We start from the raw sequence: 25557 nt of genomic DNA on the forward strand, positions 1-25557 counted from the left end.
CCGGCCCTGCGGGTGTGACCCGGCGGCTGGTCAGCGGTAGTCCTCCGGGTGGCCCTGCATCCAGGTGTTGACGCGGTCCCGGGTGCCGAGGAGCTCCGAGCGGTGCTTCTCCAGGTTGGGCGTGGAGACGTCGCCGCCCAGCCCCTTGCGCAGGGTGCCGATCCAGGCCAGGGGCTCCTCGAAGTGACCGGGGCCCTGCTTGTCCGCCTTCATCGCCTTGCCCAGGCCGTCCAGTTCCTCGTCGACCCGGCCCAGGAAGTAGGCGCAGTTCCCGTCGCCGGGGGTGCAGCCGTCCTGGTAGGTCGCCTGGAGCCCGGCGAAGGCGTCACGGACCAGCTCCGGCGCGTCCGGGTCCGCCTGGATGACGAGCGTCGGTGTGGGCGAGGGGGTCGGCATCAGGGACGCCTGCGCCTCTTGCGCCGCCGCCGCGGCCTCGGACGGGTCCACGTACGGGACGTCACCGCCCGGCCCGTCGGTGGTGGTCGCCGCGCCGCAGCCCACCAGGAACGCTCCCAGAAGCACGGCCGGTATCGCGGCGCGCAGGCCGGTACGGATCATCATGAGGCCCCCCTCGTCAGTTGGCCCAGACCTTATCCCGCCAGGTCGTTCAGCGGGCGACGAGGCTCTGCAGTGCAGGGGCGTACAGGTCCGCGAGGTGCTCGGCCGTCGCGTGGGAGCCCGCGCCCTCGCGGTGCAGGCTCAGGGTGGCGCCCAGGCCGATGAGGTGGCCGGCGATCAGCTCGGCGCGCAGGGCGCGTTCGCGGCCGGGGAGACGTGCGGTCAGGCGCGCGGTGACCTGCTCGTGGAAGCGGTCGCGGAGCAGGGAGCGCTCGTCGTGGTTGCCGAGGGAGAAGACGACCCGCAACAGAGGGTCCCCCTTCTGCTCCCGGCGCCGGCGTACGAGGGTCAGCACCATGTGGCGGCCCAGCCCGTCGAGCGGGGCGTCGAACAGCTCGTCGGCGGCCGGACCGAAGTCGGCGACCGTGTTGAAGAGTTCCTCCTTGCGCCCGAAGTGCTTCACCACGAGCGACGCGCTCACCCCCGCGTCGGCCGCGATGCCGCGGATCGTCACCTCCGCGTAGGGCCGCTGCGTGAACGCACGGCGGGCGGCGAGGAGGATCGCGTCCTTGCCCGTGGCCGCAGCTTCCGTGACTGCGCCCCCGGCTACCGGCGTCGTCGTGGTGGTTCGGGCGGTCATGCGCCCTCCTGGATCGGCATCGGCCGCGTACGGCCGCTGCTCCTGCGTTTCCCCCCGACCGTACCCGCACCCGCGCGGGTGCCCGGAAGGCACAGCGTCACGGCGAGGCCCAGCAGGGCCGCTCCCGCCGCGATCAGGAAGACCAGTTGGTAGGCCCCGAGCGTCGGGGCCTCGTGGCCCGCCGCCAGGAACGTCATGTCGGCGAGCACGGCGGCCACCGTGGCGCTGCAGAACGCCTGGCCGACCGAACGCATCAGGGTGTTGAGCCCGTTGGCGGCGCCCGTCTCGCTGACGGGGACCCCCCGCATCACCAGCGCCGGGAGCGCGGAGTAGGCGATCGCCGTGCCCGCCGCGACGACCGTGGCGCCCGCGATGATCGTCCAGAGGCTGTGGCTGGTGAAGTACCGCACGACATAACCGACGGCGATGATCACGGAGGCCAGCGCGAGACTGGTCCTCGGGCCGTGCTTGCCGGAGATCCGGGCGGACACCGGCGAGAGCAGCACCATCGTGACGCCGCCCGGGAGCATGCACAGCCCGCTGACGACGAGCGAGGCGCCGAGCCCGTAGCCGGTCGTCCTCGGCTCCTGCACCATCTGGCCGGTGACCAGGGAGTTGGCGTAGAACGCGAAGCCGATCAGCAGGGCCGCGATGTTGGTGAGCAGCACGGCGGGGCGGGCCGAGACCCGCAGGTCGACCATGGGGGTGCGCACCCGGAGCTCGTACGCCCCCCACACCAGCGCGATGACCACGGCGGCGGCGAGCAGGCCGAGGGTGGTCACTGATGTCCAGCCCCAGCCGCCGCCCTGGGTGACGGCGAGCAGCAGGCAGACCAGCGCGGCGGTCAGGCCCAGCGCGCCCAGCACGTCGAACCGGCCCCGGGAGCGGATCGGGGACTCCGGTACGAAGCGCAGGACCAGGACGACGTCGAGGAGGCCGATGGCGCCGGAGACCCAGAACATGGTGTGCCACTCGAAGTTCTGGATGACCACCGCCGCGACGGGCAGGCCCACGGCCGCGCCGATGCCCATCGTGGAGCTCATCAGCGCGACCGCGGAGAGCACCCGCTCGGGGGGCAGTTCGTCGCGCAGGATGCTGATGCCGAGGGGCACGACGGCGATGGCGGCACCCTGCAGGGCGCGTCCGGCGATCAGCACGCCGATCTGCGAGCTGACGGCGCAGAGCACGGAGCCCACGACGAGGACCCCCAGGGAGGCGACGAGGACGCGCCGCTTGCCGTACATGTCGCCGGCCCTGCCGAGCACGGGGGTGAACACCGCACCGGTGAGGAGGGTGACCGTGACCAGCCAGCTGGCGGCCGAGGGGGTGGCGCCGGTGAGCTCCGGTATGTGCGGGAGCAGCGGGACGACGATCGTCTGCATGATCGCGACCACGACGCCGCAGAAGGCCAGGACGCCGACGGCGAGGCGTGGGTGGTGCGGGGCGGCGGCGGGGGCGGGTGCGGTCATCGGGGCTCCGTACACGGGAGGAAGAGGGGTGCACAAGCGTTCACCCCACAGGGTAAACGCTTGTGCACCCCCGGCCCCCCGACAGCCCGGAACCGGTCCAGGCGGCCTCACGCAGGCCATTTGCATATACATACCAACGAGTGCATACTCTTCCTATGTCTAAGGTTCTCACCTCCCTGCCCACCGGCGAGCGCGTCGGCATCGCTTTCTCGGGCGGCCTCGACACCTCGGTCGCGGTCGCGTGGATGCGCGACAAGGGTGCCGTCCCGTGCACCTACACCGCCGACATCGGCCAGTACGACGAGCCCGACATCGCGTCGGTGCCCGGCCGTGCGAAGGCCTACGGCGCCGAGATCGCGCGCCTGGTCGACTGCCGGGCGGCGCTCGTCGAGGAGGGCCTGGCCGCGCTCGCCTGCGGCGCGTTCCACATCCGCTCGGGCGGCCGCGCGTACTTCAACACCACGCCGCTCGGCCGCGCCGTCACCGGCACCCTGCTGGTCCGGGCGATGCTCGAGGACAACGTGCAGATCTGGGGCGACGGATCCACGTTCAAGGGCAACGACATCGAGCGGTTCTACCGCTACGGCCTCCTCGCCAACCCGCACCTGCGCATCTACAAGCCGTGGCTCGACGCCGACTTCGTCACCGAGCTGGGCGGCCGCAAGGAGATGTCGGAGTGGCTGGTGGCCCACGGGCTGCCCTACCGCGACAGCACGGAGAAGGCCTACTCCACCGACGCCAACATCTGGGGCGCCACCCACGAGGCGAAGACCCTGGAGCACCTCGACACCGGCGTGGAGACCGTCGACCCGATCATGGGCGTCCGGTTCTGGGACCCCTCGGTCGAGATCCCCACCGAGGACGTCACGATCGGCTTCGACCAGGGCCGCCCGGTGACGATCAACGGCAAGTCGTTCGGCTCCCCGGTCGACCTGGTGATGGAGGCCAACGCGATCGGCGGCCGCCACGGGCTGGGCATGTCGGACCAGATCGAGAACCGCATCATCGAGGCGAAGAGCCGCGGCATCTACGAGGCTCCCGGCCTGGCGCTCCTGCACATCGTCTACGAGCGGCTCGTCAACGCCATCCACAACGAGGACACCCTCGCCCACTACCACAACGAGGGCCGGCGCCTCGGGCGGCTGATGTACGAGGGCCGCTGGCTGGACCCGCAGGCCCTGATGGTCCGCGAGTCGCTGCAGCGCTGGGTCGGCTCGGCCGTCACCGGCGAGGTCACCCTGCGGCTGCGGCGCGGTGAGGACTACTCGGTCCTGAACACCACCGGCCCCGCGTTCAGCTACCACCCGGACAAGCTCTCGATGGAGCGCACCGAGGACTCGGCGTTCGGCCCCGTGGACCGCATCGGCCAGCTCACCATGCGCAACCTCGACATCGCCGACTCCCGCGCCCGCCTGGAGCAGTTCGCCGGCCTCGGCCTCGTCGGCACGACGCAGCCCTCGCTGATCGGCGCCGCACAGGCGGCGGCGACCGGCCTGATCGGCGCCATGCCGGAGGGCGGCGCCCAGGCCATCGCCTCGCGCGGCGAGGTCTCCGGCGACGAGGAGCTGCTGGACCGCGCCGCGATGGAGCTCGGCACCGACTGACCGGGGCCCCGGGCCGCCCGGCCTCCGGGCGGGCGGCCTATCCTCGGATCCCCGGACGGAGACGCAGGAGAGCGAAGGTGGCGGCAATGGCGAAGGTCCCGGCAGCGGCAGTGGCGGCGGGCGGTCTCGTCGGCGGGTACGGAATCGCCCGCTGGACGAAGAAGCGCCCGCTGGGGGGCGTCGCACTGGCGGCCGCCGGCTCGGTCGCCGCGTACGGATGGAACCGGCAGGCCGGCGCCAAGGCGGCCACCGGGCTGACCGTCGCCTATGTCGCCGCGTTCGCCGGATCGCACCCGCTCGCCAAGAAGGTCGGCGCCTGGCCTGCGGTGTTCGCCGTCGCCGGCGGGGTCGCCGCCGCGTCCTGGGCCGTCACCCGGCGCAGCGCCTGACCACCGGCGACACCGCGCCTCCGGGCGGCGTCACACCCGCCGGACCACCGCGCCCCGCGCACCCCGCGCCGAAAAAAGTCCGTGCCCGGGGATTGAACACGGGCCGCGTGGGGTGCGTACTGAAGAGCAACTCCCCGCGTGACCCGGGGGCGTGTCCGTGACGACAGCACGGCCACGCCTCCGGTCAGCCCCCCAGCGCGTGGGACACCGTATAGATCGCCAGGCCCGCCAGCGCGCCCACCACGGTGCCGTTGATCCGGATGAACTGCAGGTCGCGGCCGATGTGCGCCTCGATCTTCTTCGACGTCTGGTCCGCGTCCCACCCGGCCACCGTGTCGCTGATCAGCGAGGTGATCTCCGTGCGGTACGTCGTGACGACGTACGCCGCCGCGTCCTCCAGCCAGCCCTCCAGCTTCGCCTGGAGCCGCTCGTCCGTGGACAGCCTGGCGCCCAGCGACATCAGCGAGGCCCGGGCCCGCAGCCGCAGCTCGCTCCGCTCGTCCTCGGCGGCCGTGATGATCATCGTACGTACGGAGGACCACGCGGAGGCGATGACGTCCTGGACCTCACCGCGCCCCAGGATCTCCGACTTCAGCCGCTCCACCCGGGCCCGGGTGTCCGAATCCGTCTGGAGGTCGGCGGCGAAGTCCGTCAGGAACGTGTCGATCGAGCCGCGTGCAGGATGGCCCGGCATGTCACGCATCTCCGTGACGAAGCGCAGGAGTTCCTTGTAGACCCGCTCCCCCACCCTCTTGTCGACGAACCGCGGCGTCCAGCCGGGCGCCCCGCCCTGCACCGCGTCCATCACGGAGTCACCGTGCAGGACCAGCCAGTCGTGCGCCCGTACACAGACGAGGTCGACCACCTTGCGGTGCCCGCCGTCCGAGACGATCTTCTCCAGCATCTTGCCCATGCCCGGGCCGACTTCCACCGCGTCCGCCCGCCGGGTGATCGCCTCCCCGACCACCGCCTGCACATCGGAGTCCCGCAGCACGGTCAGCGCGCCGCGCAGCGCGGTGGCCAGCTCGGCGGTGACCCGGTCCGCGTGTTCCGGCTCCGCCAGCCACGCTCCGAGGCGAGAACCGACGCCCAGCGCGTGAATTCGGTCACGAACGACGTCTCCGGAGAGAAAATTCTCGCCGACGAAGGAACCGAGTGACTCCCCCAACTGGTCCTTCTTGGTAGGAATGATGGCAGTGTGCGGAATGGGCAGACCGAGCGGGCGCCGGAAGAGCGCCGTGACGGCGAACCAGTCCGCCAACGCACCGACCATCCCCGCCTCGGCAGCCGCTGCGACGTAGCCCGGCCAGCCGCCCACACCCGCGTTCTCCGCCCAGGTGGCGAGGACGTACACGACAGCGACGAGCAGGAGCAGACCTGTGGCGGTGGTCTTCATGCGGCGCACACCACGCCGCTTCTCCTCATCGGCGGCGGTGTACGCGAACCCGCCCAGCGACGGCCTCGGCCGCACGCCGGGCGCTCCGGCCGCCACGGCGGGCCCCGCCCCGGCGCCCTCCGGCCCCGGAGCCGGCGGCCCGTCGGGCGCGGCACCGATGCCCGGCGGCGAGGCCCCGGGCCGTCGGGGCCCGTGGCCGCCCGGCCCGGATCCCGTTCCCTGTCCCGCGTCCTGTTCCATCCGCTCCACCCGTCCGCGTACGCGTCACGCCGTGCCGTACGCATTGTCCCTACCTCACCTACTCCCGGGCCGCACGTCGAGTTCCCCGGGGCCTGTCGCATCATGAGAACAACCCGAACAACGGGCCGGACACCACAAGGAGAACCACCGCAGATGCCCAGGCGCCAGGGGTATGCCCTGCTCATCGCCCTCGCAGCAGGCACCGCCACGCTCGCCACCGCCGTGGCGTTCGGCACGTCGCTGATCACCGAGGACCGGCAGGCACCGCTCAGCGGGCCGCAGTCCCACGCGGCGGTCCGCAACCCCGCCGCACCGGCCAACTCCGCCGGCACCTGGGTCGCCACCTGGACCGGAGCACCCGTCAGCGCGGAACCGAACGCCGCACAGGGCTATCCCGGCCGCACCATCCGCAACATCGTGCACACCAGTGTCGGTGGCGACGCCGCCCGCATCACCCTGTCCAACCTCTTCGGCGCCGCACCGCTCGTCATCGACCAGGTCGCCGTCAACACCCGCCAGGTGACCTTCCGCGGCCTGCCCACCGTCACCGTCGCCGCCGGCCGCCAGGTCGTCAGCGACCCCGTCGTCGTCCCCGTGGCCCCGGACTCCGACCTGGAGGTCACCCTCCGCACCCCGTACGCCACCTCACCCGTCACCCAGCACCCCAACACCCACCAGACGTCCTACCTGGCCGACGAGCACGCCACCTGGAGCACCACCCGGTGGCGCTACCTGACGGCCGTCGACGTCCGCAACAAGACGTCGCCCGGGGCGATCGTCGTCATCGGCGACTCCCTCACCGCGGGTAGCGGTTCCACCACCGACGCCAACGGCCGCTGGCCGGACGTCCTCTCGGACCGGCTGCGCCACCTCTACGGCATCGCCAACCAGGGCATAGCCGGCAACCGGCTGCTCCGTGACAGCCCGCTCGCCCTGGGCGGCGCGAAGAGCCTCGGCGGACCGAGCGCGGCCCGCCGCTTCGACCGTGACGTCCTGTCCGTGTCCGGAGCGAAGACCGTGATCATCGCCCTCGGCATCAACGATGTGCAGCAGTATCCCCAGGAGCCCGACCCCCGGCGCATCACGGCCGGACTGCGCGCCCTCACCGAGCGCGCGCACGCCCAGGGACTGCGGGTCGTCGGGGCGACGCTGACGCCCTTCCAGGGCTACTCGACCTGGACGCCCGAGCGCAACGCCGTACGCCTGGCGGTCAACGAGGAGATCCGCTCCGGCCGGATCTTCGACGCGTACGTCGACTTCGACCGGGCCGTCCGCGACCCCTACGCGCCGAACCGGATCCTGCCCGAGTACGACTCCGGCGACCGGCTCCACTTCAACGACGCCGGCTACCGCACCCTGGGCCACGCCATCGGCCTCGACACGGTGGACGGAACGCCCAAGGCCGACGCCTTCTGACACGAGGCCTTCCTACGCGAGGCCTTCCGACGCGAACGGCGCCGCGTACGGGGGCTGCCGCCGGGCTCCGGGCGCCGGGCTCCGGGCGGCTGCCGGGCTCCGGGCGGCTCACGCCCCCGGCGCGGGGCCGGAACGGCCCCGCGGGCCCCGCCGGCTCAGCCCAGCTCCTTGCGCCCGTCCCCCGGGTCCCGCTTCTCCAGCCGCAGCCGCTCCTGCTCCTGCAGCCGCCGCTTCTCCGCCTTCCGCCGCTTGCGCTCCACACCGACCCCGCCCATCAGCGCGAACCCGGTGACCTTCACCCGCGGGGCACCCGGGGCGACCTCCGGCTCCTCGTCGAGCTTGGAGTGCTCGCCGAACCCGCCCATGACACCGAACCCGCTGACCTGGAGATCGAGGTCCGGCGGCACCGTCACCTGCATCCCGCCCATGATCGTGAAGCAGCGGATCACGACGTCGCGCTCCGCGAAGTGGGCCTCGCGCAGGTCGATCTCGCCACCGCCCCACATCGCGAACGCGGTGAACGTCGGCCCCACCGTCCAGCGGCCCTTCCGGCTGAACCCACCCCAGAAGGCGAACCCTCCCGACGAGGTGGGGGTGCCGCCGATCCGCGACGGCCAGTCGACGGCCGAGCCGCTCGTCCCGGCGACCGCACCGGCCGTCGCCCCGGACCGCCCACCCGGCACCGGCAGGTCACGCACGAGCGGGACCAACTCCCCGTGCGTACGCGCCTTGAACGTCGCGTCGAGCCGCTGCTCGAACTCGTCCATCTCCAGCCGGCCCTCGGCCACGGCCTCCCGCAGGGTCTCGGCGACCCGCTCACGCTCCGCGTCGGAGGCACGCATGTCCGGGTTCTCACTTGTCATACCGCGCACCCTATAGAGCAACCTCGTGACGGGCCTAGAGAGCAGGATCCGACACGTACATCCTCGCGATCACGGACTCGATGTCCGGCTCCCGCACCGACAGGTCGACCAAGGGGTAGTCCGCCGCGATACGCGCCACCAGCGGCGCGGCCGAGGCAGCCGCCGGGAACGCCAGCCACTGCCGGGGCCCCTCCACCCTCACCACGCGCACCGAGGGCTCCGATCCCAGCTCGATCGGCGGCAGTTCCCGCTCCAGGTCCACGACGAGCGTCCGCTCGCTCTCACCCGCCTCGTGCAGCCCGGCGAGCGCGCCGTCGTACACCAGCCGGCCGTGGTCGATCACCATCACGCGCTTGCACAGCTGCTCGATGTCGGTCAGATCGTGCGTGGTCAGCAGCACCGTCGTCGACCGCTCCGCGTTCAGGTCCCGCAGGAACCCGCGCACCTTGGCCTTGGACACCACGTCAAGCCCGATCGTCGGCTCGTCCAGGTAGAGCACCTCCGGATCGTGCAGCAGCGCCGCCGCGATGTCCCCCCGCATCCGCTGCCCCAGCGACAGCTGACGCACCGGCACCTCCAACAGCTCCCCCAGGTCCAGCAGTTCGACGCACCGGTCCAGATTCTCCCGGTAACGGCGGTCCGGGATCCGGTACATCCGGTGCATCAGCCGGTACGAGTCACGCAGCGGCAGGTCCCACCACAGCGTCGTGCGCTGCCCGAACACCACACCGATCCGGTGCGCCAGCTTCGTACGCTCCCGGGACGGGTCGACCCCCGCGACCCGCAGCCGGCCACCGCTCGGCGTGAGAATGCCCGTCAGCATCTTGATCGTCGTCGACTTGCCCGCCCCGTTCGGGCCGATGTAGCCGACCATCTCACCGCGGGGCACCCGGAAACTGATCCCGTCCACCGCCCGCACCTCACGCCGCTCACGGCGCATGAAGCCGGTCTTCCGCCGCACGTCGAACACCTTCTCGACGCCGTCGAGCTCGATGAAGTCCATGTCGTCCACGCCCACTCCTCAGCTTCCCGTACTGCGGTACGCCCGCAGCCCCGCCCGCCACGCCAGCCCCGCGACCACCCAGCACCCCGCCGCCACCACCGGCGGCAGGAACGCCACCCACCGGGGCAGATCCAGCGGATAGTCCCGCCCCAGCACGTACAGGGCGGGCAGCCAGCTCACGAACGCCAGCGGCACCACGAACGTCACCCCGCGCACCAGGTCCTTCGCGAAGACCGACGGCGGGTACTGCAACAGCGTCGTCCCCCCGTACGTGAACGCGTTCTGCACCTCCGACGCGTCCTGGGCGTAGAACTGGAACGCCGCCCCCACCACGAACACCGCACCGAAGACGGCCGCCCCGCTCAGCACCATCATCGGCAGCACCAGCACCTTCAGCGGGGTCCACGCGATGTCCAGCGTCCCCAGCGCGTAACCCAGCACCAGCAGCCCCTGCGTGATCCGCCCCAGCCTGCGCAGCGCGAACCGGTCCGCCGCCACCTGCGCCAGCACCGGCACCGGCCGCACCAGCAGGGTGTCCAGCGTCCCGTCCCGCACCCGCCGCCCCAGCCGGTCCATCGACCCCAGCACCAGGTCGGACAGGCCGAACGCCGTCGCCGACGCCCCGTACAGCAACGCGACCTCCGGCAGGGTGTACCCGCCCAGCACGTCGACGTGCGTGAACATCAGCAGGATCGTGACGAAGTCGAACCCCGTCGCCACGAAGTTCCCCAGGGCCGTCATCACGAACGACGCGCGGTACGCCATCGTCGAGCGCAGCCACATCGCCACGATCAGCCCGTACGCCCGCACCCCCTCGACCAGCCGCGACCGCTCGGCGGACACGGCCTCCGGCTCCACGGCCGTCCGCCCTTCCCGGACGTCAGCCACCCTGGACCACCACCCTCCTGGTCGCCACCGACTGGAGCAGCCGCCCCGCCAGCAGCAGCACCACCGCCCAGCCGGCCTGGAAGGCGTACGCCCCCAGCAGATCCCAGCCCGCGTACGTCCCGAGGAACACATCGGCGGGCACCTGCAGCAGCGACGACCACGGCAGCGCCCGCGCCACCTCCCCCAGCACCCCGGGGAACAGATTCAGCGGCAGCAGCATCCCCGAGAAGAACAGCCCGGCCAGCCAGGCGATCTGCATCGCCCCCGCCCCGTCCATCAGCCAGAACGCGGTCAGCGCCACCAGGAACCGCACCGCGAAGCTCACCACGACGCCGAGCGCCACGGACACCAGGAAGGCCAGCCACGTCCAGGGCGAGGCGGGCAGCGCCAGATCGAAGGCCAGGGCCCCCAGGACCATCGGCACGATCCCGCGCCCCAGCAGATGGAACGCCGCCCGGCCCAGGTCCCCCGCCAGCCACCACAGCTGCAGATCCGCCGGCCGGTACAGGTCGACCGCGATGTCGCCCGTACGGATGCGCTCCATCAGCTCGTCCTCGAAGCCGCCGCCCATCATCGCGCAGGTCATCAGCAGGGCCTGACCCAGCCACACATAGGTGAGCGCCTGCGACATGTCGTACCCGCCGAGCTGCGGACGCTCGTCCCACAGGGCGATGTAGGTGTACGCCATGATGAAGCCGAAGACGGTGTTGGTGAACACCCCCGCGAGCGTGGCCATCCGGTACGTGGCATACCGCCGGAAGCCCCCGGCCGCCACCACGGCGTAGAGCCGCACCTCGTCCCCCCTCTTCCGCCAAAGCGCACGACGTTAGTCCACGGCGTTCGGCCGCCGCGACCCCATTTCCGTGGAGGGTTCCGAGGGTTATCCGTCCGAAAAGTGCACTATAGGAAAATCATCCGCAGTCGAGGAGCCTCCACAGTCATGAGCGACGAGCCAACGCAGCACGGCGGAGACCCTGGTCAGCAGGGCTCCGGGGGCTGGGCCCCCCGAGACCCCTCGGCCGCGTCCCCCACCGCCGACACCCCGCACCCGAACGGCGCACAAGCCACCAAGGGGCGCAAAAAACGCCCCAAGCGGCCCAAGCGCACCGGATGGCGCCGCGCCGTCCCCACCTGGCGCATGGTCCTCGGCGGCGTACTCCTCCTCGCGCTGCTCCTCGTCGGCGGATTCATCGCCGGCTACCAGATCGTCGACATCCCCGCAGCCAACGCCAGCGCCACCGCCCAGTCCAACGTCTACCTGTACGCGGACGGGAAGACCGCCATCGCCCGCGACGGCGAGATCAACCGCGAGAACATCCCCCTCCGCCGCATCCCCCGCACCATCCAGCACGCCGTGCTCGCCGCCGAGGACCGGGACTTCTACTCCGAGGACGCCATCGACATCAAGGCCACCCTCCGCGCCGGCTGGAACACCGTCACCGGCAAGGGCAGACAGGGCGGTTCCACCATCACCCAGCAGTTCGTCAAGAACTACTACCTCGGCCAGGAACAGACCGTCGTCCGCAAGGCCAAGGAATTCTTCATCTCGATCAAGCTCGACCGCGAACAGAGCAAGGACGAGATCCTCGAGGGCTACCTCAACACCAGCTACTTCGGCCGCAACGCCTACGGCATCCAGGCCGCCTCCCACGCCTACTACGGCAAGGACGTCGAAGACCTCGACGCCGGCGAAGGCGCCTACCTCGCCTCCCTCCTCAACGCCCCCAGCTCCTACGACGTCGTCACCCACCCCGAGAACAAGAAGGCCGCGCTCGCCCGCTGGGACTACGTCCTCGACGGCATGGTCAAGCACCACTGGCTCACCGAAGCCGACCGCGACGCCATGACCTTCCCCGTCCCCGGCAAGGCCAAGCCCGCCACCGCCCTCTCCGGCCAGCGCGGCTACATCGTCCACGCGGTCGACGACTACCTCGCCGAGAACGGGATCATCGACGAGAAGACTCTCGCCACCGGCGGCTACCGCATCACCACCACCCTCCAGAAGAAGAAGCAGGACGCCCTCGTCGAAGCCGTCGAGGACAACGTCCTCTCCAAGACCAGCACCGACCGCGAGGCCGACCGCAACGTCCGCGCGGGCGGCGCCTCCGTCGACCCCGCCACCGGCCACGTCGTCGCCCTCTACGGCGGCATCGACTACACCAAGCAGTTCGTCAACAACGCCACCCGACGCGACTACCAGGTCGGATCCACCTTCAAGCCGTTCGTCCTCGCCGCCGCCCTCGCCAACGGGTCCACCACCCAGAAGGACCGCCCCATCACCCCCAACACGCACTACGACGGCGACAACGAACGCACCGTCCAGGCCGCCACCGGCCCCACCGACTACTCCCCCGCCAACGAGGACGACGTCGACTACGGCTCCATCACCGTCCGCGAGGCCACCGACAAATCCGTCAACGCCGTCTACGCCCAGATGGCCCAGGACGTCGGACCCGACGAGGTCAAGGACACCGCGATCGCCCTCGGCATCCCCCGGAACACCCCCGACCTCACCGCCTCCCCCTCCATCGCGCTCGGCCCCGCCACCGCCAGCGTCCTCGACATGGCCTCCGCCTACGCCACCCTCGCCGACCACGGCAGACAGCGCCCCCACACCCTCGTCACCAAAATCAGCAAGAACGCCACCGCGCTCGACCTCCCCGAGAAGACCACCCGACGTGCCGTCCCCCGCGAAGCCGCCGACACCACCACCTCCGTCCTGCGGAGCGTCGTCGACGGCGGCACCGGCACCGCCGCCCTGGCCGCGGGCCGCCCCGCCGCAGGCAAGACCGGCACCGCCGAGGAGGACAGGGCCGCCTGGTTCGCCGGCTACACCCCCGACCTCGCCACCGTCATCGCCGTCATGGGCCAGGACCCCCGCACCGGCGTCCAGAAACCCCTCTACGGCGCCCTCGGCCTCGCCCGCATGAACGGCGGCGGCGCACCCGCCCAGACCTGGGCCGCCTACACCCGCGCCGCACTCGAAGGCAGCGAGGTGCAGGGCTTCGACCTGGAGGCCGACGAAGGCCCCGAGGAGCCCGACCCCGACGAGAGCGCGGAGGGCGAGGACACCGAGGAAGCCGGGGGCACCGGCGACCGCAGGGAACGCAGAGAGCGCAGAGAACGCCAGGAGAGCGACGACACCGACGAGCCCGGCACCGGCGAAACCCGTCAGGAACGCGACGGCGGCACCCGCACCCAGGACCAACCCTCCCCCGCCGCGGGAAACCCCCGCACCACCACACCCGCCGCCACACCGACGCGCGCACCCCGGCTCCGGGAACCCGCCTCACTGCGACCCCACCGGGAACCCGCGGACACCGAACCCACCGGCCCCGCCGACCACCCAGACACCCCACAGGAACAGGAAAGAGGCGGGCAGGACCTCCACGGCCCCACCCGCCCCTGACACACCCGGTTCAGTGCCCGGACGTCGCCTTCAGCCCCACCACGGCCACCAGCAGCAGACAGACGAAGAAGATCCGGGCGGCGGTCACCGGCTCGTTCAGCACCACCATGCCCAGCACCGCCGCACCGGCCGCACCGATCCCCACCCACACGCCGTACGCCGTACCGATCGGCAGCGTCTTCGCCGCATGCGACAGCAGCATCATGCTGGCGACGATCCCCAGCCCGGTACCCACGCTCGGCCACAGCCGGGTGAACCCCTCGGTGTACTTCATCCCGATCGACCAGCCCACTTCCAGCAGACCGGCCACGATCAACAGAACCCACGCCACGACGGCACCTCCACGACGGAACACGAACAACACGGGTGCGTCGTCTTTACGGAAACCCGGTACGGCGCGTCTCGTCGGGATCCCCCCACGGTAGCAAGCCCACAGAACAGACAAAAGGCCTGGTGACGACAGTCACCAGGCCCACTCACGCCGTATCCGGCCTACAGATACAGCCCCGTCGAGTCCACCGATCCCTCGAACCGGTCGGCGGCCACCGCGTGCAGGTCCCGCTCACGCATCAGCACGTACGCCACCCCCCGCACCTCGACCTCGGCACGGTCCTCCGGGTCGTACAGCACCCGGTCACCCGGCTCCACGGTCCGCACGTTCTGACCCACCGCGACCACCTCGGCCCACGCCAGACGCCGGCCGACCGCGGCCGTGGCCGGAATCAGGATGCCGCCGCCCGACCGCCGCTCACCCTCGGGCGAATCGGACCGGACCAGCACACGGTCGTGCAGCATCCGGATCGGCAGCTTGTCGTCGGTGTTGCTCATGCCGTTGTCCCTCACGCCCCGAAACCTACCTGCCCCGAACCGCTCCGCACGCCCCAGGGCCGCCCGGAAGCCCCCTCAGCGCCCCTTGCGCCACGAGGACCGACGCGACGAGCGCGAGGACCTCGATGACCCGGAGGAGCCGGAGGACCCCGAAGACAGGGTCAGCAACGCCACCGCACCCACCACCACCAGCGCAGCAGGAATCACCCGCTCCAGCCGGGGCGACCCGTCCTCGGCCACGAACTGCGCCTTCACGTCCGAAACCGAACGGTTCACCGCGACGAACGCGCGCCCCGCCGTACGGTCCACCGTCGACGCGACCTTGGCCTTCGCGTCCCCGATCATCGTCTTCGGGTGCACCCGCACCCCGATCTCGTCCAGCACCACCGCCAGCTGCGCACGCCGGCTGATGATGTCCGCCTCGATCTGCGCAGGGCTCCTCGTGTCCGACACTGCGCCGCCTCCGTGGTCGTCGTCGGGTAAACCTTCATCGACAGTCTGTCAGCTCGGCCGCCCCTACACCCGGCGGCACCCCCTATTACGCTCGGTGCCACACAGCCCACGTGCCACTCGAGGAGAGACATGAGCGAGCGACTCCAGACCGGCGACACCGCCCCCGCCTTCACCCTTCCGGACGCCGACGGCAACGAGATCTCGCTCGCCGACCACAAGGGCCGCAAGGTCATCGTCTACTTCTACCCCGCCGCGCTTACCCCCGGTTGCACCAAGCAGGCCTGCGACTTCACGGACAACCTGGACGTCCTCGCGGAAGCCGGTTACGACGTCATCGGCGTGTCGCCCGACAAGCCGGAGAAGCTCGCCAAGTTCCGCGAGCAGGAGAACCTCAAGGTCACCCTGGTCGGCGACCCCTCCAAGGAGACGCTGGAGGCGTACGGCGCGTTCGGAGAGAAGAAGCTCTACGGCAAAGTGGTGACGGGCGTGATCCGCTCCACGTTTGTGGTCGACGAAGAGGGCAAGGTGGAGAAGGCCCTCTACAACGTCAAGGCGACCGGTCACGTCGCCAAGATCATCAAGGATCTCGGAATCTGACCCTTTCCGGCCGATACCGGCTGAAACCGATGTGATCGAGATCGCAAACAGCCGTTGATTCGGTTTGCAACCGCCATGACCGCGCAGAAGCCTTTCCTGGAACACCGTTCGACGAAAGGAACCGGCCATGGCGGCCTCCGACCCCCACCAGGCGGCCGACCCTGATGCGGTCAAACGCCACCCAGCGCTCTTCCGCGCCATCCGGAAGCGCCAGAACCCCCGGCTCCGTCGGACGGACATCACCATCACCGACGACCAGGCGGTCAAGCGCGCGGTGAAGGCGGCGTCGCTCGGTAACGCCATGGAGTGGTTCGACTTCGGCATCTACTCCTACCTGGCCGTCACCATCGGGCACGTGTTCTTCCCATCCGGGAACGACACCACCCAGCTCCTCTCGTCGTTCGCGACCTTCGCCGTGGCCTTCCTCGTCCGCCCCCTCGGCGGCATGTTCTTCGGCCCCATGGGCGACAAGATCGGCCGCAAGAAGGTCCTCGCCCTCACCATGATCCTCATGGCGATCGGCACCTTCGCGATCGGCCTCATCCCCTCCCACGGCACCATCGGCGTCTGGGCCGCGGTCCTCCTCATCTTCTTCCGGATGCTCCAGGGCTTCTCCACCGGCGGCGAGTACGGCGGCGCCTCGACCTTCATCGCCGAATACGCCCCCGACAAGCGCCGCGGCTTCTACGGCAGCTTCCTCGAATTCGGCACCCTGGCCGGATACGTCGGCGCCGCCGGACTCGTCACCCTCCTCTACGCCCTCCTGGACACCCCCCAGATGGAGTCCTGGGGCTGGCGCATCCCGTTCCTCGTCGCCGGCCCCCTCGGCCTCGTAGGCCTCTACCTGCGACTGCGCCTCGACGAGACCCCCGCCTTCCAGAAGCTGGAGGGCGGCACCGCCCACGCCTCGGAGGCCGCCGACCACGTCGAGTCCACCGCCAAGGGCGACCTCGCGAAGATCTTCCGCCAGTACTGGCCGACACTGATCCTCTGCATCGCCCTGGTCGGCGCGTACAACATCGCCGACTACATGCTGCTCTCGTACATGCCGACGTACCTCTCGGACGAGCTCGGCTACAGCGAGACCCACGGCCTGCTCATCCTGCTCGCCGTCATGGTCCTGCTGATGCTGATCATCAGCCAGTTCGGCAAGCTCTCCGACCGCTTCGGCCGCAAGCCGCTGCTGATGGCCGGAATGCTCGGCTTCCTGTTCCTCTCCCTGCCCTCGTTCCTCCTGATCCGCCAGGGCAGCATCCCGGCGATCGCCATCGGCATGGTCATGCTGGGCCTCTCCCTGGTCTGCATGCTGGGCACGATGTCCGCCGCCCTCCCGGCCCTGTTCCCGACCAACGTCCGCTACGGCTCCCTGTCGGTCGGCTACAACCTCTCGGCCTCGATCTTCGGCGGTACGACACCGCTGGTGATCACCGCCCTGATCAGCTGGAGCGGCTCGAACCTCATGCCGGCGTACTACGCGATGGCGGCGGCCCTGGTCGGCGTGATCGCGGTGGCCTGCATGAAGGAGACGGCCAACCAGCCCCTGGCCGGCTCCCCGCCCTCGGTCGAGACGGAAGAGGAAGCCGCCGAGCTGGTCCACGCCCAGAGCCCGGACCCGAAGTTCTGACCCCGTCCCCACGGAAGGGCCCGTACCGCCACAAAGCGGTACGGGCCCTTCCACATCTCATCGCATTACGGACGTGACCATCCGATTAACGGTTCGTTGCTCCGTACGAGGCCGCGAACGCGCGGCCGGATACGGAGGGGACCCGATGTCCGAGGCGTACGACCCGACAAGGCTCGCGAAGGCTGTGGCAGAAGCAAGCAACTGGACCGACCTCATACGCCGCCTGGGCTTGAAGAAGAGTGGCGGGAGGCACCGAGTCCTCAAAGAGAAGGTCGTAGAACTCGGACTCGACACAAGCCACTTCAGACAGCGCAGCCCTTGGCGCAAATATCCTGACGCAGCGATTGCCGCCGCTGCGATCTCGTCGTCATCGCTACGCGAGGTCGTCCTCAAACTGGGTGCGACGCCCGCAACCGGCACGCTGTCTCACATAGCCCGCCGCATCGCGGCTGCAGGGATCGACGTCAGCCACTTCCCTGGAATGAATCGACCGCAGTTGGGCCTCCTGTTCAGCGTCGAGGAACTACAGGCCGCCGCCGGTACCAGCGAGTCCGTGCGCGGGGTGGCGCGTGCTCTGGGTATCCCTGACGACGGCCGGTCGCGCGCCGCAGTAGCCGCCATGCTCCGCAGCAGGGGGATCGACACCTCCCACTTCCGAAATGCGCGCCTCTCCATCCCGGAGGAGGCGTTGCGTACTGCGGTGCGGGAAGCCCTCAGCTTCGCCGATGTCATGCGCGCCCTCGGTCTTGAAGTGACCGATTCCAACCACAGACGGGTTCGGCGCAAGGCCCTTCAGATGCGGTTGGATACGAGCCACTTCCGGCGCCGCTCGTGGGGATCGGTAAATGTGCCTGAACAGAGACAGATCGCACCGATTGCACTTGTGATCATGCCGCAGGGCTCGGCGCGCGTGAACCGGACGCGCCTCCACCGGGCGCTCCAAGAGATCGGGGTGCAGTACCGATGCACCTCGTGCGGGAACACCGGCGAGTGGCTGGGGAAACCGATCACGCTCCAGATCGACCACATCAACGGCAACTGGCTGGACAACAGGGCGGAGAACCTGCGTTACCTGTGCCCGAATTGCCATGCGTTGACAGATACATGGTGTCGCAACCGGCGCCGAACCAAGACAGTAGCGACTTAGCCTCTTCCTACCGGCCGCCGCTTCCCTTGTAGACTGCCGACACATGCGCGAGTGCTGGAACTGGTTAGACAGGCTGGTTTTAGGTACCAGTGCCCTAGTGGCGTGAGGGTTCGAGTCCCTTCTCGCGTACGTCACGAAAAGGCTCAGCACGTACCCGTACGCGCTGAGCCTTTGGCGTGTCATCTGTCTTCAGCGCACCAGCTCCCGCACCACCGGCACAAGAGCCCGGAACGCCTTGCCGCGGTGGCTGATCGCGTTCTTCTCCGCCGGGGTGAGCTCCGCGCAGGTCCGGGTCTCGCCGTCGGGTTCCAGGATCGGGTCGTAGCCGAAGCCGTACGCGCCGGCCGGGGCGGTGCGCAGGGTGCCCGTGAGGCGGCCCTCGACCACGCGTTCCGTGCCGTCGGGGAGTGCCAGGGCGGCGGCGCAGGCGAAGTAGGCGCCGCGGTGGGGGGCGGAGATGTCGCCGAGCTGGGCGAGGAGCAGGTCCAGGTTGGCCGTGTCGTCGCCGTGGGTGCCGGACCAGCGGGCCGAGAAGATGCCGGGGGCTCCGCCGAGTACGTCGACGCAGAGGCCGGAGTCGTCGGCGACGGCCGGGTGGCCGGTGGCCTGGGCCAGGGCGTGGGCCTTGAGGAGGGCGTTCTCGGCGAAGGTGACGCCGGTTTCCTTGACGTCGGGGATGTCGGGGTACGCGTCCGCGCCGACGAGGTCGTGGTTCAGGCCCGCGTCGGCGAGGATCGCGTGGAGTTCGGTGATTTTCCCGGCGTTGCGGGTGGCGAGAATCAGGCGCGTCATGCGTCGATTATCGCCGCCGGGTCAGGGGGTGCAGACCTTGCCGATCTCGGCGGCCGCGTCGGTGACGGGGGTGATGTCGGGGGTGGCGTCGCCCTTGTCGATGGAGTCGCGGACGTTGCCGACGCCTGCCTGGAGGTCGTCGACCGCCTTGCTCAGGTCGGCGTTGTCCGTGGTGTCGCCGAGGTCCTTGAGTTCCTTGTCGATCTGGTCGAGGGACTCGGACGCCTGTGTCGGGTCGTCGGAGGCGTTGGACACGGCCTGCTGGAGGTTGTTGACGCTGGTGGCGATGGCGTCGGCGGTGCGGACGCAGTCCAGGGCCTTGTCGACGGCGCCGCAGCCGACGGCCGCGGTGAGGGTGAGCAGGGTGGCCGTGACGGCGAGTGCGGTGCGGTGGTGGCGGCGCGAGGCCATGGTGCGGTCCCTCCCCGGGGGCGGATACGTGGACGGACGCACGGTTCGACCCGTGCGCCCGTACCCGCTACGACGCTGTGCGCTGCGTATTTGGTTGCTTCTTTACTCGCCGAGTGTGCGGGCGAGTGCCTCTTCCTGGAGCTTGGCCAGGTCGGTGCAGCCGGCGGTGGCGAGGTCGAGGAGGGCGTTGAGCTCGGCGCGGTCGAAGGGCTCGGCCTCGGCGGTGCCCTGGACCTCGACGAAGCGGCCGTCGCCGGTGCAGACGACGTTCATGTCGGTGTCGGCGCGGACGTCCTCCTCGTAGCAGAGGTCGAGGAGGGGGATGCCGTCGACGATGCCGACGCTGATGGCTGCGACGGTGCCGGTGAGGGGCTTGCGGCCATGCTTGATGATCTTCTTGCCCTGGGCCCAGGCGATGGCGTCGGCGAGGGCGACGTAGGCGCCGGTGATGGCCGCGGTGCGGGTGCCGCCGTCGGCCTGGAGGACGTCGCAGTCGAGGACGATCGTGTTCTCGCCGAGGGCCTTGTAGTCGATCACGGCGCGCAGGGAGCGGCCGATGAGGCGGCTGATCTCGTGGGTGCGGCCGCCGATCTTTCCGCGTACGGATTCGCGGTCGCCGCGGGTGTTGGTGGAGCGGGGCAGCATGGAGTACTCGGCGGTGACCCATCCTTCGCCGGTGCCCTTGCGCCAGCGCGGGACGCCTTCGGTGACGGAGGCGGTGCAGAAGACCTTGGTGTCGCCGAAGGAGATGAGTACGGAGCCTTCGGCGTGCTTGCTCCATCCGCGTTCGATGGTGACGGGGCGGAGCTGTTCGGGGGTGCGGCCGTCGATACGAGACATGGCGTCGAGCCTAGCGGCTGGGACGGCGGGGTCCGTTCGGGTGCGGGGCGGGTGCCACGGCGGGCGCACGGCGGGCGCACGACTCGTGCAGGACGAGCGCAGGGCCGGTGCGGGGCGGGTGTGCGGCTGGTGCGGACCTGCGCTGCGTACGGCTGGGGGTGTGTGGCGGGTGCACGGCAGGCCCCGCTCCGTGCCGGTCGGGGGCGGAGCGGGGCCTGCGCGTGGGACCTGGGTGGGCCGGCGGGGTCAGCCGGTCACATCATGTCTTCGATGTCGGCGGCGATGGGGTCGGCGTCGGTGCCGATGACGACCTGGATCGCGGTGCCCATCTTGACGACGCCGTGGGCTCCGGCGGCCTTGAGCGCGGCCTCGTCGACCTTGCTGGGGTCGTGGACCTCGGTGCGGAGGCGGGTGATGCAGCCTTCGATCTCGTCGATGTTCTCGATGCCGCCGAGCCCGGCGACGATCTTCTCAGCCTTGCTGGCCATGTCCTACTCCCTGGTCTGTGCGTGCGTGGGGCGGCCCACCATGGGTCCGTTTCGTCACGGTAACGCACGGTTGGCCCAACTTCACGGGCGGGTAACCGCGCAGTCCCCAATGATGACGATCACCGGCGCTCCGCCTTTCGGCAGGGCTCCGCACCGTATCGCAACTGGTCTACACCAGTTTGCAACGACCGCCAAACCTGGCGTGTTCCGGGAGGATGCCGATGAGCTCGAACGCGGCGACAGCACCGCAGCGGAAGTGGTGGAACGGGCCGGTCCAGGGGCTGCAGAAGGTCGGTCGCAGCCTGCAGTTGCCGGTGGCGGTCCTGCCTGCCGCGGGTCTCCTCGTCAGCCTCGGCAACCTCTTCGACTCCTCGCTGCACGGTGCCTTCTGGGACAAGTTCGCGAAGGTGCTCCTCAACGGCGGGACGGCGATCCTGGACGGCGAGGTGGGTCTGCCGCTGCTGTTCTGCATCGGCGTCGCGATCGGCTTCGCCAAGAAGGCGGACGGCTCGACGGCGCTCGCCGCCGTCGTCGGCTTCCTCGTCTACCGGGGCGTGCTGGCGGCGTTCCCGGTGGACGACTCCGTCACCGAGGCGACCCCTGACGGAGTGCCGCAGAATCCGGGCGTCCTGGGCGGCATCATCATCGGCCTGCTGACCGCCGTCATCTGGCAGCGGTACCACCGCACGAAGCTGGTCGACTGGCTCGGCTTCTTCAACGGGCGCCGCCTGGTCCCGATCCTGATGGCGTTCCTGTGCGTGATCCTGGGGACGTTGTTCGGCCTGCTGTGGCAGCCGGTGGGTGACGCGCTGACGTGGTTCGCCAAGCAGCTCATCGACCTGGGTGCCTGGGGCGCGGCGATCTTCGGTTTCGCGAACCGGCTGTTGATCCCGATCGGCATGCACCAGTTCCTGAACACGTTCTTCTGGTTCCAGGCGGGTGAGTTCTCGGGTGACGACGGCACGGTGCAGGGCGACATCTCACGCTTCTTCGCCGGGGACCCGTCGGCGGGGCAGTTCACGTCGGGGTTCTTCCCGATCATGATGTTCGGTCTGCCGGCCGCGGCGCTGGCGATCGCCCACACCGCGCGGCCGGAGCGCCGCAAGGAGGTGTCCGGGCTGATGTTGTCCGTGGCGCTGACGTCGTTCGTGACGGGGGTGACGGAGCCGCTGGAGTTCTCGTTCCTGTTCGTCGCTCCGCTGCTGTACGGGGTGCACGCGATCCTCACCGGTGTCTCGATGGGGGTGACCTGGGCGCTCGGGGTGCACGCGGGGTTCAGCTTCTCGGCGGGGTTGATCGACTACGTGGTGAACTGGCATCTGGATACGAAACCGTGGTTGATCATCCCGATCGGTCTGTGTTTCGCGGTGATCTATTATGTGATCTTCCGGTTCGCGATCACGAAGTTCAACCTCCAGACGCCGGGGCGCGAGCCCGTGGACGTGGAGGAGAAGACGGAGGACGACCTCACGAAGTAGAGGCTCCTCCAGCTCCGCAAGGCCCTCGGACCCTTCGGTCCGGGGGCCTTCGCCTGTCACCCAGGGTGGCGGGGGAACTACGTCCCAGATCGTAAGGAATTGCAGGTTCCTTATCTAACCCTCACCGTGCTAAAACTGGTCTACACCACTGAGTGGTCCAGACCACGCGGCCGTTTCTGCCGCCGCGTTCCTCGAGTCGTCGCCCTCCGAAATCCTGTCCCTGGCGGCGCCTTGCCTACTGGAGGAAGTTGATGAGTACGGACACCGCTGCGGCGGCGGCTCCCGCGAAGAAGCGGAGCGCCGGCGTGTTCCAGGGCCTGCAGAAGGTCGGTCGCAGCCTGCAGCTGCCGATCGCCGTGCTGCCTGCAGCGGGCATTCTGCTCCGCCTCGGCCAGCCCGATGTCTTCGGGGCCGAGGGCCTCGGCTGGGGCAAGGTCGCCACGATCTTCGCGTCTGCCGGTGACGCGGTCTTCGCCAATCTGCCCCTGCTGTTCTGTGTCGGCATCGCCATCGGGTTCGCCAAGAAGGCCGACGGCTCCACGGCGCTCGCCGCCCTGGTCGGCTTCCTGGTCTACAAGAACGTGCTGACCGCGTTCCCGACCTCCGAAGCGGTCGTCAACACCACGGCCAACAAGGGTGTCGACGTCGCCGCGACGTACAACGACCCCAAGGTCTTCGGCGGCATCATCATGGGCCTCCTGGCCGCCGTCATCTGGCAGCGCTACCACCGCACCAAGCTGGTGGACTGGCTCGGCTTCTTCAACGGCCGCCGCCTGGTCCCGATCATCATGGCCTTCGTGGGCACCATCATGGGTGTTCTCTTCGGTCTGGTCTGGGAGCCGATAGGTGACCTCATCACCAACTTCGGTGAGTGGATGACCGGTCTGGGCGCCATCGGCGCCGGTATCTTCGGTGTCGTCAACCGCGCCCTGCTTCCGGTCGGCATGCACCAGTTCGTGAACACGGTGGCCTGGCAGGAGATCGGTTCCTTCAAGGACTCCGCGGGTGGCCTGTGGCACGGCGACCTGCCGCGCTTCTTCCACGGCGACCCCACGGCCGGTCAGTTCATGTCCGGCTTCTTCCCGATCATGATGTTCGCTCTGCCCGCCGCCGCCCTGGCGATCACGCACTGCGCCCGCCCGGAACGCCGCAAGGCCGTCGGCGGCATGATGATGTCCCTCGCGCTGACCTCGTTCGTCACCGGCATCACGGAGCCGATCGAGTTCGCGTTCATGTTCATCGCGCCGCTGCTGTACGTGATCCACGCGGTGCTGACCGCCGTGTCGATGGCCGTCACCTGGGGCCTGGGCGTGCACCACGGCTTCAGCTTCTCCGCCGGTGCGATCGACTACGTCCTGAACTGGAACCTGGCGACCAAGCCCTGGATGATCATCCCGATCGGCCTGGTCTTCGCGGTGGTCTACTACGTGGTCTTCCGCTTCGCGATCACGAAGTTCAACCTCACCACTCCGGGCCGTGAGCCCGAGGAAGAGGTCGAGGACCTCACCAAGGCGTAAGCCCTGGACGGCCCGTCACGGAGCCCCCACCACCCGCGAAGGGGATGGTGGGGGCTTCGCCGTTCGTCGTGCCCGGGTCCTAGATCTCGTACACCGCGCCGGGGGCCGCCAGCTCGACCGGCCCGTCGTAGGCCCCGCGCGCGTCGGCGAGGTTGCGGTCGGCGTCCGTCCACGGCGGGATGTGGGTGAGGACGAGGCGTCCCGCTCCGGCGCCGGCGGCGTACTCGCCCGCCTCGCGGCCGTTGAGGTGGAGGTCGGGGATGTCCTCCTTGCCGTCGACGAACGACGCTTCGCAGAGGAACAGGTCGGATCCCTCGGCGAGTTCGGCCAGCGCGTCGCAGGTACCGGTGTCGCCGGAGTACGTGAGGGTGCGCCCGCCGTGCTCGATCCTGATGCCGAAGGTGTCGACCGGGTGGCGGAGCTTCTCCGTACGGACCGAGAAGGGGCCGATCTCGAACGATCCGGACTTCAGCGTGTGGAAGTCGAAGACCTCCCCCATCGCGTGGTCGGACGGGGTGTCGGCGTGGGCCGTGGTCAGCCGCTGCTCGGTGCCCTCGGGTCCGTACACGGGGATGGCGGCGGGGCGTCCCCCGTCGAAGCGGTAGTAGCGGACGACGAAGTACGCGCACATGTCGATGCAGTGGTCGGCATGGAGGTGGCTGAGGAAGATGGCGTCGAGGTCGTAGAGACCTACATGGCGCTGCAGCTCGCCCAGGGCGCCGTTGCCCATGTCGAGGAGCAGCCGGAAGCCGTCGGCCTCTACGAGGTAGCTCGAGCATGCCGAACCCGTGGAGGGGAACGAGCCGGAGCAGCCGACGACGGTGAGCTTCATGGAGCGTGAACCTCCGAGGCCTGGGAACGGGGAGGGTTCGTGCGGTTCGTCGAGCGTAAGGCGCGAAACAGCTGGTCGCTCCTCCACGGCCTGCCGTTGTGGGGGAACTCACCTGTGCTGTCACCGGTTCGATGGAAGGCCGGGTGCCGTGCGGCGCGCCGGTACGGTCGGTGCATGAACTCGTGGTGGTGGGCGGCACTGGCCGTCGTTGTCCTGCTGGCGCTCGTGGCGTCGGTCTCCGATGCGCGGGGGCGTGGTGGCCGTGGTCCGCGGCGTCCGGGTGGGCGGACGCGTCCGCCGGGGCGTGCTCCCGAGCGGAAGAGGGGGCGGCCGCACGGGGTTCCGCGGCCCGGGGAGATCTGGTGGGCCGATGTGCCGTTCGAGGACGGGCCGGGGTCGAAGGACCGGCCGTGCCTGGTGCTGTCGGTGCGGGGTGGCACGGCGGTCGTCGCCAAGATCACGAGCAAGCATCATGAGGAGCGGCCCGGGGTGATCGCGTTGCCGCCCGGTTCGGTGGGTGACGCGCGGGGCCGGCAGAGCTTCCTGGAGACGGACGAGCTGCGGGACGTGGCGGTGTCGGGGTTCCGGCGGAAGGCGGGCGAGCTGGACCCGGGGGTGTGGGGTCGGGTGCGCGGCCTGGGGTGAGCATGCGGGAGGCGCGGGGCGGGATGTCCT

General features: G+C 69.9%; 26 protein-coding genes, 1 tRNA gene and 1 riboswitch. Of the genes, 11 read left to right on the plus strand and 16 right to left on the minus strand.

The genetic code is table 11. The annotated features are described in order from the left end of the window. Positions 1 to 30: 30 nt before the first annotated feature. The 3 genes from OG488_RS14265 to OG488_RS14275 are packed head-to-tail and all read right to left on the minus strand — an operon-like array spanning position 31 to position 2667. A complete protein-coding gene (locus OG488_RS14265; protein WP_329229318.1) occupies positions 31 to 561 on the minus strand; it encodes a hypothetical protein in 531 nt (176 codons plus the stop codon). Between the two features lie 46 nt (positions 562 to 607). Next, complete coding sequence (locus tag OG488_RS14270; protein WP_329229319.1) at positions 608 to 1198, minus strand: TetR/AcrR family transcriptional regulator; 591 nt, start codon at positions 1196 to 1198, stop codon at positions 608 to 610. Beyond that, positions 1195 to 2667: an MFS transporter gene (locus OG488_RS14275; protein WP_329229321.1), complete on the minus strand. Its 1473-nt coding sequence runs from the start codon at positions 2665 to 2667 to the stop codon at positions 1195 to 1197. Before OG488_RS14275 ends, OG488_RS14270 begins: the two co-directional genes overlap by 4 nt. Positions 2668 to 2822: 155 nt before the next feature. Here OG488_RS14275 and argG point away from each other — a divergent pair, with 155 nt between their 5' ends. Both argG and OG488_RS14285 read left to right on the plus strand, forming a co-directional pair. Continuing rightward, positions 2823 to 4271: an argininosuccinate synthase gene (gene argG, locus OG488_RS14280; protein ID WP_329229323.1), complete on the plus strand. Its 1449-nt coding sequence runs from the start codon at positions 2823 to 2825 to the stop codon at positions 4269 to 4271. Positions 4272 to 4357: 86 nt separating this feature from the next. After that, the gene (locus tag OG488_RS14285) at positions 4358 to 4660 is read left to right on the plus strand and encodes a hypothetical protein (RefSeq protein ID WP_329229325.1); all 303 of its coding nucleotides are present in this window, start codon (positions 4358 to 4360) and stop codon (positions 4658 to 4660) included. 184 nt (positions 4661 to 4844) lie between these two features. Here OG488_RS14285 and OG488_RS14290 read toward each other — a convergent pair whose 3' ends face one another. Further along, complete coding sequence (locus OG488_RS14290; RefSeq protein WP_329229327.1) at positions 4845 to 6296, minus strand: DUF445 domain-containing protein; 1452 nt, start codon at positions 6294 to 6296, stop codon at positions 4845 to 4847. A 153-nt stretch (positions 6297 to 6449) separates the two neighbouring features. On the opposite strand from OG488_RS14290, the gene OG488_RS14295 reads away from it, so the two are divergent. Beyond that, the gene (locus OG488_RS14295) at positions 6450 to 7712 is read left to right on the plus strand and encodes an SGNH/GDSL hydrolase family protein (RefSeq protein ID WP_329229329.1); all 1263 of its coding nucleotides are present in this window, start codon (positions 6450 to 6452) and stop codon (positions 7710 to 7712) included. Between the two features lie 155 nt (positions 7713 to 7867). On the opposite strand, the gene OG488_RS14300 is transcribed toward OG488_RS14295, so the two are convergent. The 4 genes from OG488_RS14300 to OG488_RS14315 are packed head-to-tail and all read right to left on the minus strand — an operon-like array spanning position 7868 to position 11259. After that, complete coding sequence (locus OG488_RS14300; protein WP_443074279.1) at positions 7868 to 8554, minus strand: DUF1707 SHOCT-like domain-containing protein; 687 nt, start codon at positions 8552 to 8554, stop codon at positions 7868 to 7870. A gap of 55 nt (positions 8555 to 8609) precedes the next feature. After that, positions 8610 to 9578 carry an ABC transporter ATP-binding protein gene (locus OG488_RS14305; protein ID WP_329238651.1) on the minus strand — a complete coding sequence of 323 codons (969 nt, stop codon included), beginning with the start codon at positions 9576 to 9578 and terminating at the stop codon, positions 8610 to 8612. 18 nt (positions 9579 to 9596) lie between these two features. Further along, on the minus strand, positions 9597 to 10466 hold the full coding sequence (locus tag OG488_RS14310) for an ABC transporter permease (RefSeq protein ID WP_329229333.1): 870 nt from the start codon (positions 10464 to 10466) through the stop codon (positions 9597 to 9599). Further along, entirely contained in the window at positions 10459 to 11259 is an 801-nt protein-coding gene (locus OG488_RS14315) for an ABC transporter permease (RefSeq protein WP_329229335.1), read from the minus strand. The genes OG488_RS14310 and OG488_RS14315 overlap by 8 nt, the downstream gene beginning before the upstream one ends. Positions 11260 to 11406: 147 nt before the next feature. On the opposite strand from OG488_RS14315, the gene OG488_RS14320 reads away from it, so the two are divergent. After that, positions 11407 to 13875, plus strand: a complete 2469-nt coding sequence (locus OG488_RS14320) for a transglycosylase domain-containing protein (RefSeq protein ID WP_329229337.1) — start codon at positions 11407 to 11409, stop codon at positions 13873 to 13875. 10 nt (positions 13876 to 13885) lie between these two features. Here OG488_RS14320 and OG488_RS14325 read toward each other — a convergent pair whose 3' ends face one another. The 3 genes from OG488_RS14325 to OG488_RS14335 all read right to left on the minus strand — a co-directional run bounded on the left by OG488_RS14325 (position 13886) and on the right by OG488_RS14335 (position 15156). Further along, entirely contained in the window at positions 13886 to 14206 is a 321-nt protein-coding gene (locus tag OG488_RS14325) for a DMT family transporter (RefSeq protein ID WP_329229339.1), read from the minus strand. 34 nt (positions 14207 to 14240) lie between these two features. Further along, a riboswitch (guanidine-III (ykkC-III) riboswitch) is annotated at positions 14241 to 14305 on the minus strand. 62 nt (positions 14306 to 14367) lie between these two features. Continuing rightward, a complete protein-coding gene (locus tag OG488_RS14330; protein WP_099173024.1) occupies positions 14368 to 14703 on the minus strand; it encodes a GroES family chaperonin in 336 nt (111 codons plus the stop codon). 75 nt (positions 14704 to 14778) lie between these two features. Next, a complete protein-coding gene (locus tag OG488_RS14335) occupies positions 14779 to 15156 on the minus strand; it encodes a DUF3618 domain-containing protein (protein WP_329229341.1) in 378 nt (125 codons plus the stop codon). 129 nt (positions 15157 to 15285) lie between these two features. Here OG488_RS14335 and bcp point away from each other — a divergent pair, with 129 nt between their 5' ends. The 4 genes from bcp to OG488_RS14355 all read left to right on the plus strand — a co-directional run bounded on the left by bcp (position 15286) and on the right by OG488_RS14355 (position 18653). Beyond that, positions 15286 to 15753: a thioredoxin-dependent thiol peroxidase gene (gene bcp, locus OG488_RS14340; RefSeq protein ID WP_329229343.1), complete on the plus strand. Its 468-nt coding sequence runs from the start codon at positions 15286 to 15288 to the stop codon at positions 15751 to 15753. Positions 15754 to 15880: 127 nt separating this feature from the next. Beyond that, positions 15881 to 17377 (plus strand): glycine betaine/L-proline transporter ProP, encoded by a 1497-nt coding sequence (gene proP / locus OG488_RS14345; protein ID WP_329229344.1) that lies wholly within the window; start codon positions 15881 to 15883, stop codon positions 17375 to 17377. Between the two features lie 145 nt (positions 17378 to 17522). Beyond that, positions 17523 to 18524, plus strand: coding sequence for an HNH endonuclease signature motif containing protein (locus tag OG488_RS14350; protein WP_329229346.1), 1002 nt, complete (start codon positions 17523 to 17525; stop codon positions 18522 to 18524). A 45-nt stretch (positions 18525 to 18569) separates the two neighbouring features. Beyond that, positions 18570 to 18653: transfer RNA gene (locus tag OG488_RS14355), tRNA-Leu, on the plus strand. A 60-nt stretch (positions 18654 to 18713) separates the two neighbouring features. Here OG488_RS14355 and rdgB read toward each other — a convergent pair. The 4 genes from rdgB to OG488_RS14375 all read right to left on the minus strand — a co-directional run bounded on the left by rdgB (position 18714) and on the right by OG488_RS14375 (position 21055). Then, a complete protein-coding gene (gene rdgB / locus OG488_RS14360; RefSeq protein ID WP_329229348.1) occupies positions 18714 to 19316 on the minus strand; it encodes an RdgB/HAM1 family non-canonical purine NTP pyrophosphatase in 603 nt (200 codons plus the stop codon). 21 nt (positions 19317 to 19337) lie between these two features. Then, positions 19338 to 19727, minus strand: a complete 390-nt coding sequence (locus OG488_RS14365; RefSeq protein ID WP_329229350.1) for a hypothetical protein — start codon at positions 19725 to 19727, stop codon at positions 19338 to 19340. Positions 19728 to 19829: 102 nt separating this feature from the next. After that, positions 19830 to 20567 carry a ribonuclease PH gene (gene rph, locus OG488_RS14370; protein ID WP_329229352.1) on the minus strand — a complete coding sequence of 246 codons (738 nt, stop codon included), beginning with the start codon at positions 20565 to 20567 and terminating at the stop codon, positions 19830 to 19832. A 254-nt stretch (positions 20568 to 20821) separates the two neighbouring features. Further along, positions 20822 to 21055, minus strand: coding sequence for a glucose PTS transporter subunit EIIB (locus OG488_RS14375; protein WP_014156020.1), 234 nt, complete (start codon positions 21053 to 21055; stop codon positions 20822 to 20824). 221 nt (positions 21056 to 21276) lie between these two features. Here OG488_RS14375 and OG488_RS14380 point away from each other — a divergent pair, with 221 nt between their 5' ends. Further along, positions 21277 to 22533 carry a PTS transporter subunit EIIC gene (locus OG488_RS14380; RefSeq protein ID WP_329229353.1) on the plus strand — a complete coding sequence of 419 codons (1257 nt, stop codon included), beginning with the start codon at positions 21277 to 21279 and terminating at the stop codon, positions 22531 to 22533. Between the two features lie 251 nt (positions 22534 to 22784). After that, complete coding sequence (locus tag OG488_RS14385; RefSeq protein WP_329229355.1) at positions 22785 to 24050, plus strand: PTS transporter subunit EIIC; 1266 nt, start codon at positions 22785 to 22787, stop codon at positions 24048 to 24050. A gap of 79 nt (positions 24051 to 24129) precedes the next feature. Here OG488_RS14385 and OG488_RS14390 read toward each other — a convergent pair whose 3' ends face one another. Then, entirely contained in the window at positions 24130 to 24882 is a 753-nt protein-coding gene (locus OG488_RS14390) for an MBL fold metallo-hydrolase (RefSeq protein WP_329229357.1), read from the minus strand. Positions 24883 to 25056: 174 nt separating this feature from the next. Here OG488_RS14390 and OG488_RS14395 point away from each other — a divergent pair, with 174 nt between their 5' ends. Next, positions 25057 to 25527 (plus strand): type II toxin-antitoxin system PemK/MazF family toxin, encoded by a 471-nt coding sequence (locus OG488_RS14395; RefSeq protein ID WP_329229359.1) that lies wholly within the window; start codon positions 25057 to 25059, stop codon positions 25525 to 25527. Positions 25528 to 25557: the final 30 nt, after the last annotated feature.

The organism is Streptomyces sp. NBC_01460 (genome assembly GCF_036227405.1).
GTDB lineage: Bacteria > Actinomycetota > Actinomycetes > Streptomycetales > Streptomycetaceae > Streptomyces.

What these genes read in the sequence shown, in the direction of transcription:
- OG488_RS14305 (WP_329238651.1), bottom strand. Translation starts at nt 9,578, where the DNA reads ATGGACTTCATCGAGCTCGACGGCGTCGAGAAGGTGTTCGACGTGCGG.
- OG488_RS14375 (WP_014156020.1), bottom strand. Translation starts at nt 21,055, where the DNA reads ATGGCCAGCAAGGCTGAGAAGATCGTCGCCGGGCTCGGCGGCATCGAG.
- bcp (WP_329229343.1), top strand. Translation starts at nt 15,286, where the DNA reads ATGAGCGAGCGACTCCAGACCGGCGACACCGCCCCCGCCTTCACCCTT.
- OG488_RS14380 (WP_329229353.1), top strand. Translation starts at nt 21,277, where the DNA reads ATGAGCTCGAACGCGGCGACAGCACCGCAGCGGAAGTGGTGGAACGGG.
- argG (WP_329229323.1), top strand. Translation starts at nt 2,823, where the DNA reads ATGTCTAAGGTTCTCACCTCCCTGCCCACCGGCGAGCGCGTCGGCATC.
- OG488_RS14300 (WP_443074279.1), bottom strand. Translation starts at nt 8,554, where the DNA reads ATGCGTGCCTCCGACGCGGAGCGTGAGCGGGTCGCCGAGACCCTGCGG.
- proP (WP_329229344.1), top strand. Translation starts at nt 15,881, where the DNA reads ATGGCGGCCTCCGACCCCCACCAGGCGGCCGACCCTGATGCGGTCAAA.
- OG488_RS14330 (WP_099173024.1), bottom strand. Translation starts at nt 14,703, where the DNA reads ATGAGCAACACCGACGACAAGCTGCCGATCCGGATGCTGCACGACCGT.
- OG488_RS14390 (WP_329229357.1), bottom strand. Translation starts at nt 24,882, where the DNA reads ATGAAGCTCACCGTCGTCGGCTGCTCCGGCTCGTTCCCCTCCACGGGT.
- OG488_RS14270 (WP_329229319.1), bottom strand. Translation starts at nt 1,198, where the DNA reads ATGACCGCCCGAACCACCACGACGACGCCGGTAGCCGGGGGCGCAGTC.
- OG488_RS14290 (WP_329229327.1), bottom strand. Translation starts at nt 6,296, where the DNA reads ATGGAACAGGACGCGGGACAGGGAACGGGATCCGGGCCGGGCGGCCAC.
- rdgB (WP_329229348.1), bottom strand. Translation starts at nt 19,316, where the DNA reads ATGACGCGCCTGATTCTCGCCACCCGCAACGCCGGGAAAATCACCGAA.
- OG488_RS14295 (WP_329229329.1), top strand. Translation starts at nt 6,450, where the DNA reads ATGCCCAGGCGCCAGGGGTATGCCCTGCTCATCGCCCTCGCAGCAGGC.
- OG488_RS14285 (WP_329229325.1), top strand. Translation starts at nt 4,358, where the DNA reads ATGGCGAAGGTCCCGGCAGCGGCAGTGGCGGCGGGCGGTCTCGTCGGC.
- OG488_RS14365 (WP_329229350.1), bottom strand. Translation starts at nt 19,727, where the DNA reads ATGGCCTCGCGCCGCCACCACCGCACCGCACTCGCCGTCACGGCCACC.
- OG488_RS14385 (WP_329229355.1), top strand. Translation starts at nt 22,785, where the DNA reads ATGAGTACGGACACCGCTGCGGCGGCGGCTCCCGCGAAGAAGCGGAGC.
- OG488_RS14320 (WP_329229337.1), top strand. Translation starts at nt 11,407, where the DNA reads ATGAGCGACGAGCCAACGCAGCACGGCGGAGACCCTGGTCAGCAGGGC.
- OG488_RS14265 (WP_329229318.1), bottom strand. Translation starts at nt 561, where the DNA reads ATGATGATCCGTACCGGCCTGCGCGCCGCGATACCGGCCGTGCTTCTG.
- OG488_RS14350 (WP_329229346.1), top strand. Translation starts at nt 17,523, where the DNA reads ATGTCCGAGGCGTACGACCCGACAAGGCTCGCGAAGGCTGTGGCAGAA.
- OG488_RS14395 (WP_329229359.1), top strand. Translation starts at nt 25,057, where the DNA reads ATGAACTCGTGGTGGTGGGCGGCACTGGCCGTCGTTGTCCTGCTGGCG.
- rph (WP_329229352.1), bottom strand. Translation starts at nt 20,567, where the DNA reads ATGTCTCGTATCGACGGCCGCACCCCCGAACAGCTCCGCCCCGTCACC.
- OG488_RS14275 (WP_329229321.1), bottom strand. Translation starts at nt 2,667, where the DNA reads ATGACCGCACCCGCCCCCGCCGCCGCCCCGCACCACCCACGCCTCGCC.